Consider the following 2,102-nt stretch of genomic DNA (forward strand, 5'->3'; position numbering starts at 1 on the left):
AACATTTCTTTGATAAACACTAATGTTGATATATTACCCTTTTTGCCAAAAACCTACTATGATATTGCTTATTTTATGGTTATTTATCTTTCCATAAAAATAAATGATACCATTAAGAAAAGGTTTGTTCCCTTTTACTTGTCCTTTTTGATATGAACTTTCATCAAATTGAAATATAAAATCAAAATTATTAGTCTTTAAGTTAGAAAAATAATAATCTTCTTCTTGTAATAACGACGGATTACCCCCAATTTTATTTCCATAAACATTTTCAAAAAAAGATTCTTCCTCGTCTTCATCTTCAATTTCTTCAATATCTTCTTGTAAATTTCCTATGACAAGTTTTCTACCTACAATATTTGAATTAGAAAAAGATGAAATTCCTTCTTTTCTGTTAGAAAAAGGGTGTGGAATACATAAAATATTATGTTTGGGATACAAAGTGTCTTCTATTTTTTTAGGAATAAAAACAGAAAATTCTGTATCTATTTCTTTTATCAAATCATTACTTATAGTCATAAAATAGAGATGATTTGTTAAATTTAATTCACGAATATGTTGCTCAGAAAAGAAAACAGGTTCATTTCCTCCTATTCTACTACCTGAAACAGTATCTTTTTCAGTGATTTGAAAACTCATTGATTTACTTCTTACAATGAATAAATCGTTAAAAATATCTTGTGACATAATATAAACAATTAATGTAATCTATATTTTTGAACAGAGATAATGGCTTGGTTTTCATTACTGCGCTATTTACTTTCTTGTAAAGGAATAAAGCGCAAACAATTATCCGTATGAGTTTCTATAAGGTTTTTAAACTTCTCTGAAGCTATAATACTACCACATTGGAATAAATCGTATTTAACTTCAGCTGTTTTGATACGTATATCAGTATAATTTTCATAATCATCTTTATCCGATACTATCTCAAATATTTTTTCTTGTTCAGCCAAACCTAAACTATAATATGAATGAGAAATAAGGTCTAAGAACTTGGGATTGTGTTTTCTACCTTTTATATAGTTAATAGGTTCTCCTCCTCGAGGGTATACTTTAGGATTAGGGGCATTTAAATCCCACTGCTGCCAATCTATATCTACCAATTTAGTAAATTCAGTAGGGTGTACTTTTTCAATACCCTTGATATCGTTGTTAAGCAATAAGTCTTTTATATCCTCACGCACTACTATATACCTTGAAAAAGTAGTGTATATTTCAGGAATATACGGAGCAGTACGCTCTATTTTATGCACTTCAGTAATTTGATAATTTTCATCCATTACAGAAAGGCTACCTTCAAAAAGGGTATTCCCATAGTCACTCCAAGGCATTTTTCGATTTTTTATGATATAATATTTCATATTAGTGATGTTTATTCGTTCTCTTGCTGGCGCGAGTCACATACTCGCTTGCAGGTAGTCAGCGACTTTAGCTCGTGCCTTATTAATTACTTCCTCTTTACTTGCGTAACCAATGTTTAAATTCACTTGTTAATTTTTTCTCTTTGAGCAAAGATATCATTTCAAATTGGGCTTTAATCTCATTTTGAACCAAAGCATCTTGAAATCCTTCTTTTGATAAAATATCCTTATCTTCATCTTGTAGCATTATATCAATTACATTTATAATTGATTGAGAAACTCTAAATTCAAATCCTCTTTCTCCTGACTGACAATAGATTAAAATCTCATCTAAAGAAACTATTAACTCAAACATTTCTTTTTGATGACAATCTGTTTCATCAAAATAATATGTTTCATCTATCTCATAGAGTTGCTGCCTCCACAAATCAATTTTACTCCTATCAATTTGTTCTTTTTCATCAACGAGATTCCACAAATAACTTATGATTTCATTAATCAATGAAACCTCTTCATCAGTCAAAAAAACTTGAATATGATTTTTACATTTTTGATATAAACTTTCACAAAACCAACTGCCCCAAAAAAGTAAATTATTTTCGGGTATTTCTGAGGTTTTTTTATCAATTTCTTTAAAATACGAACTAAAATTTTCCATTTTTTTATTTATTAATTATATTTCAATTGTATTCAACTCTCTGCTGGGGGCTGTTCTAAAAGTTTTTCTTGAGGGGGCGT

3 protein-coding genes are annotated in these 2,102 nt (G+C 28.9%); all 3 read right to left on the reverse strand.

Translation table 11 applies throughout. From position 1 onward, the window contains the following. Positions 1-33 precede the first annotated feature (33 nt). The 3 genes from HMPREF9073_RS15225 to HMPREF9073_RS15840 all read right to left on the reverse strand — a co-directional run bounded on the left by HMPREF9073_RS15225 (position 34) and on the right by HMPREF9073_RS15840 (position 2,022). Positions 34-687, reverse strand: coding sequence for a hypothetical protein (locus HMPREF9073_RS15225; protein ID WP_009412351.1), 654 nt, complete (start codon positions 685-687; stop codon positions 34-36). Between the two features lie 65 nt (positions 688-752). Further along, positions 753-1,364, reverse strand: a complete 612-nt coding sequence (locus HMPREF9073_RS02265) for a hypothetical protein (protein ID WP_009412352.1) — start codon at positions 1,362-1,364, stop codon at positions 753-755. Between the two features lie 97 nt (positions 1,365-1,461). After that, complete coding sequence (locus HMPREF9073_RS15840; RefSeq protein WP_009412353.1) at positions 1,462-2,022, reverse strand: hypothetical protein; 561 nt, start codon at positions 2,020-2,022, stop codon at positions 1,462-1,464. Between the last annotated feature and the right edge of the window lie 80 nt (positions 2,023-2,102).

Source organism: Capnocytophaga sp. oral taxon 326 str. F0382, assembly GCF_000318295.1.
Lineage (GTDB): Bacteria > Bacteroidota > Bacteroidia > Flavobacteriales > Flavobacteriaceae > Capnocytophaga > Capnocytophaga periodontitidis.